The organism is Carboxylicivirga taeanensis (genome assembly GCF_051851475.1).
Classification (GTDB): Bacteria; Bacteroidota; Bacteroidia; order Bacteroidales; family Marinilabiliaceae; genus Carboxylicivirga; species Carboxylicivirga taeanensis.
In genome coordinates this window covers 1-5,776 of sequence record NZ_JBPUSJ010000027.1, presented here as the reverse complement: position 1 = coordinate 5,776, position 5,776 = coordinate 1, and the positions used below count along the sequence as shown (strand labels likewise).

Here is a 5,776-nt window from a genome sequence, read left to right as displayed (position 1 = left end):
ATGAAAACTTAAAACAAAATATGCGCTTTGGCTTTGCTCAATTTGATAAGTTCGTAAGGTTAAAATCCTTTACGCATCATGCGGCAGGCCGTTAGCTACCAACAACAAAACACAATAAACCTCAAAAAATATGCGTATTCAAACTTTAGTTTACATTTTTTTCATATTGTACTCTATAGGCTGTGCCAATAAACCTGAGAACAAGACATATGAGGTCAAAGATTCGGTAAGTACACAATTGAAAGTATTAACTATAGAAAAAACTGAAGTAGAACCTAAAAGGAAATTTTTTAAATCTAACCTTGATACCTTAATTAGAGACACAATACAATCTGACGATTATGAATTTTATCTTGAATCAGTAGACGACTCAACATACAATGAACTTTACAATAAGCATCACACAAAAACTAAGTTATTTAAACCTCCATATGAAGACAACAACTACAGTCAATGGAATCAATTTGAAGCCGAATGTATAAAGAATTTTGGAAAATCAGTGGTTAGAAAAAATGATACCCTGATAATCAATTTAGATAATGAGTATGTAGAATTGGTTAATGGTGACTGGGAGTCATATTGGTATGTTAAATTTATGGAAACAATGAATTGCCATATAGTATATAGAGGTGCAGAAGGCGGGGGATTATTATTTTACTCAACTAAAAATGGACTAATTAATTTGCCTGCTGGTCAAGAACTATACATAAACACTGAACTAAATCAAATATTGTATTGTGATTTCTATGGAAATGTATTAGGAGGTGGTTGGACTAATTATTTTATTCTATTTGAAGCAACATCTGATAATACTATACACAAGAAGTTTTCAATTCCAGTAAATACAGATTATAAAGCATTACAGAATTGGGGTTTAATTAATCCTATATGGATTTCAAATTATGAATTTATCTGCACGTTTAAGTATGGAATAATAGATGAGAATGACAATGAAGCGGATTATCAGCATAATTATGTAATCGTCAAATACAAAAAAAGTCAGTAGCTAACACGCTAGAATAAAGCATATGGCGTTCGTGGTTATTGGGAGGTTTATTTAGGCATTTGAACACCGCCAAATCTTTGATTTGGCTTTAAAAATGAAAAGATAATAACAAATCAAAGCTTTGGCTCAGTGGAGTTTTGGAAAGTTTAGTTCGTTAAATCGCCATACGCTTCATCTAGCCAACGTTAGCGTTCATGCAAAAAGACCGAAGCAACATAGATAAACCGATGAAAACCCAACGCACAAATAGCACATTTACAAGCTCTGACACACAAGCCAATAATTCAGCTTGTAAAAGAGCTATTTTTTTCAACGCACAATGAATTAACCAATGGAAAAAACAATTAGTATACTACACATATCTGATACACATCGAAATCAAGAAGGTAAAGTTGACAATACTGCGTTGATTACATCTTTAATCCAAGACAAGGAAAATTACACTAAGAATGATAAAATCAAAGAACCCGATTTAATAATTGTAAGTGGAGACATCATTTATGGTTCATCTAAATCAGATTTTGATACTGCCGTAAAAGAAATTAATGAACAATATGAAGAAGCTGAAATCTTCTTAAACGAACTCGTTGACATATTTCTTGGTGGCGATAAAAGTAAGATTATAATAATACCAGGAAATCATGATGTTAGTTTTCCTCATGTTCAGAATAGTATTAAAGAAATTGACATATCAAAAACTAATGATACATCGATTTATACCAAAAAGCTTTTTAGTGAAAATAGTAATGTGAGATGGTCTTGGAAGAATTTAAAGTATTACGAAATTGCTAATCACTCAACTTACAAGTATAGATTAGAACCATTTAAAATATTTTATGATAGATTTTATAGTGGACTACAAGAATTTTCTATTGAGCCAGAAAAGCAATATAATATATTTGATTGCCCAAGCATAGGTTTGACAATTGTTGCTTACAATAGTTGTTTTAATAATGATTTATTAAATCCAACTGGCTCAATAAATCCAAACTGTATCGCAGGGAGTTATAGAGATATTATTGAATACACAAAAAAAGGGCGTTTTATTATTGGCACATGGCATCATAATGTTAAAGGAGCTCCAAGAGAATCAAATTATATGGATATAAGGACTCTGAAAAATATTATGAGAAATGGAATAACTCTGGGATTTCATGGTCATCAGCATCAGCTTGAGAAAATTGATGAATTTATGGATGTTAGTGAAAATGAAAAGATTACCTTAATTAGTGCTGGAAGTTTATGTGCTGGGCCGAATCATTTGCCTACTGGATTTAATCGTCAATACAATATCCTTGAGATAGAGGCCGAAACCTTTAGGGCTAAGCTTCACTCTAGAAAAATGATGGAAAATATTAATTTTAGTCTTCCAATCTGGGAGAAGGATAATATTTCTGGTTGTGAAAAAGGATATATGGAGCTACAATTAAAAAAGCCTGAAGCACCAAACATAGATTTATTACTTTCAGAAGTAATTGATTTAATTGGTAATAAAGATTATCCTGAGGCAATAGACTTATTAAAATCTCTACCAACAATTGAAGAGCAAACTAAAAGCCTCCTGCTTGAGTGTTATATCCAAACCTCAAACAATCCAAAGGTTATAGAAACAATTGGTAATCCGAATACAGAAAAAGAGACAATAATATTGTTACAAACTCTTTTTCGAGAGAGAGAAAGACAAAGGATTAAAGAGGTTTTGGAACTTTCATACGTACAAAGTCTTAATACCCCCATTGTTGTTGAATTAAAAAATAAATGTAAAGCTATTGTGTAATGTCAGATTCATTAAATAAAATAAAATTTCAAGTTGAAACCCAAAGAGTTCTTGAGATACTCTCAAATGAAATATATGATTCTTCATATGCTCTTATGCGTGAAAATATACAAAATGCATATGATGCAATTTTAATGAGGAAGTCTCTTGATGAAGGTGTAGTTGGAAAAATAGAAATTGAAATCTCCTCAACAACAATTAAAATTCGAGATAATGGAATTGGAATGAGCGAAGATGTTTTAAGAGAGAACTTTTGGAAAGCAGGTTCAAGTGGAAAAAGAGGTAATGAATTAGCTGAAAAGGCTGGTGTCATTGGAACTTTTGGAATAGGTGCAATGGCAAACTTTGGAGTTTGCGAAAGGCTTGAAGTAATTACAAGACCTGTCGATTCTGAAAGTGTATATAAAACAATTGCTGTTCGTGAAAATCTTTCAATATCTGAAGATTGTATTGAACTTGAGAAAGTTGATGATGATACTATCCCTGTTGGAACGACTTTAATAGCATATCTTGATAATCAGAGCCAAATAACTCATGAGGGAGCAATTGATTATTTATCTCAATACATTAAATATTTGCCAATTGAGGTAAATATTAATGGTATTAATTGCAGTCAAAAAGATTACAAAAAAGAATTTCTCACCACAAAAGAAACATCAACGCTCTTAGAGTTTAACTCAAACATACAAGAGCCGGGTATTTCATGCGTATTATCGGGCGTTCTTACTCGAAATAATATAATTCGGTTAAATATCAATAATATAATATGGCAGAATAATTCTTTGAGTGGAGAAATAGTGTTAGAGCAAGGTAAAGGTCATATTATGGGTTTAAGGAATTACTTTGGTATGGCTCCTGTTCCAATAAGTCAGATATACAATTTTGGAGGAATAGTAAACTTATCAATTCTTCAACCTACTGCAGGACGAGAAGCATTAAGCAGGGAAAGTATAAGTTTTGTAACTAGCTTGATTGTACACATAGAAAAAGCTGTTTCTGAGGAAATATCAAACACAGAACAAGTTGATAAAAATCCATATTTCTTAAATTATATCGTTAAAAGAAATAGATATGATTTAGCAAATAATATAAATATAAATTTAAAACCAGAAGACATAAATGTTCCTTTAAAACAAATAGAAGAACTAAAAAAGCAAAAACAACTTAGGTATTATTCTGGTAATGATAGCTCAATTATACAGTTACATGCGAATGAAAACACAAACCTTTTAGTTCTTAGCCAATCAAATCCAAGAAGAAGAATTCAGCAAAACTATTTATCAAAACTCAAAGTTGAACCCGTAAATGACAACGTTCAAGTAAGTAAAATATATGAACGTATGGAATTGGAGATGTCAGAATCTGCTATTATTTTTAAGTTAATATCTATATTAAATGAAGATTACTTCTTAAATAACTGTAACGTTCAATTCGCTGATATTACTCACAACATACCTCTATTAGTTCAAAAAAAGGGAGATACAGTTTTAATATTCTTGTCTCGAAACACACAATCTGTACAACAGTTAAAACAAACATATTCTAATGCTTATGAAATATTTAATAGCTTTCTAAAAGATTTTATAAGAAATCATATTTATTCTAAAATAGCTCCATTTGTCCCTTCATCTACACGTCAAGGTGCTGATGCTTTGCAAAAGATTTTATCTAAGAATAAAGAACTTTACAAATATGAATATAATGAACAAGGTGAAATAGAATCTCTCTTAAGTGACTATTTAAAAGGTGATATTTCACTACCAGAAGCTTTAAAAAAATCAAAAACAATAACTAAAACCCACACACAGAGATTTAGTAGAAATCAAGTCGGTACAATTGAAACTGAATTGCCAAATATTATTCATGATGCTCCAGCTAAACAACCTGAACAAAATAGTTCGAGTAATGGAAATGGAGAAATGATAATAGCTTTGCCTCCAATATTGAGGTTAGATTCTGAAACTACAAAAAAGCTCATAACCACTACAGAGCAAAGGCATGAGCTGAATATGTTTAGAATGTTTTTGGGTTTATCTGACCAAATATATAAAAAGGATAAGGATTTCTTTTTAGAACCTCACACAACAAAAGTTATTTGGGGAGGACATAAAGTTGTTTTCATTTTTAGCCATGTTACAAGTAGATTGACTTTGTACTATGACATAGAATTAAAAGACAAACTAAAGGATGAAACAATTGGAGGAGGAGCTATAGCAACTACAACAATTGTAACTGGAAATAGGATTTTTGTTCCTGTTCCAGAACATTTAGAAAGTTCCTTTTATATTGAAAAAGGGAAAAAGGAATTTTTTGTAAGATATGACTTGATAATAGAATCGTAATGCAATCCCAAAGTCAAGCACATTGTCTTGTCGCACGAGCTGACACACGACCAAAACCAGCCAAAGAGCTTGCCTTGCTAACACACGGATTGACATTAATGAATAAAGCACGAAACGCTAACACGGTATATACAAAATGGGCGAGATTGTAATAAAATTAAGGGCTGTAGCCCGCATTAAAGTAGTAACGGTTTGATAAGCTTGATGCCCGCAATCGCCCACATTTGCATATACCCATCCGTTACAGGCAATTTTGGGTTTCAGTTTTGTAGGTGGGATAGAGGACGGTCGCCAAAAACCAAAACTTAGTATTACTTGGCCACTAATCCTGACTTGGTTGTTTTCATATTAGCCCAGACGTTCAGATTGAAGTGCTTTTGGAATTTATTTTCAAACGTGAACAGGAATCAATTTGATTTACAAACTGTTTACGCCAGGCTTAAGCTGTTTTTATGCAACTATTTGTGTTTTAGATGGCTTTCGCACTTTTCTTTCCGGAAGCTTGATTTCCAAACGCTGGCGTAAAACACCTTCTCATTTGGTTTTTGGCTTTGATCAAAGCTGAACATTAGAGAAATTAAGAAGATAAAATAACAGCCTGTAACAAGCTGCAATAATGCATAGCAGTCTGGCTCGCTTTGGCTGGGCCGA

Annotated in this window: 4 protein-coding genes; 3 read left to right on the top strand and 1 reads right to left on the bottom strand. The window is 32.1% G+C overall.

From position 1 onward, the window contains the following. Window positions 1-130: 130 nt before the first annotated feature. From ACSX1H_RS18645 to ACSX1H_RS18635, 3 genes are all read left to right on the top strand, one after another. A complete protein-coding gene (locus tag ACSX1H_RS18645) occupies window positions 131-1,006 on the top strand; it encodes a hypothetical protein (RefSeq protein WP_439185766.1) in 876 nt (291 codons plus the stop codon). Between the two features lie 331 nt (window positions 1,007-1,337). Next, window positions 1,338-2,783 (top strand): metallophosphoesterase family protein, encoded by a 1,446-nt coding sequence (locus ACSX1H_RS18640; protein WP_439185765.1) that lies wholly within the window; start codon window positions 1,338-1,340, stop codon window positions 2,781-2,783. Next, complete coding sequence (locus tag ACSX1H_RS18635; protein ID WP_439185764.1) at window positions 2,783-5,125, top strand: ATP-binding protein; 2,343 nt, start codon at window positions 2,783-2,785, stop codon at window positions 5,123-5,125. The genes ACSX1H_RS18640 and ACSX1H_RS18635 overlap by 1 nt, the downstream gene beginning before the upstream one ends. 458 nt (window positions 5,126-5,583) lie before the next feature. Here the strand turns inward: ACSX1H_RS18635 and ACSX1H_RS18630 are convergent. Next, on the bottom strand, window positions 5,584-5,776 hold a 193-nt coding region (locus tag ACSX1H_RS18630), incomplete at its 5' end, for a hypothetical protein (RefSeq protein ID WP_439185763.1).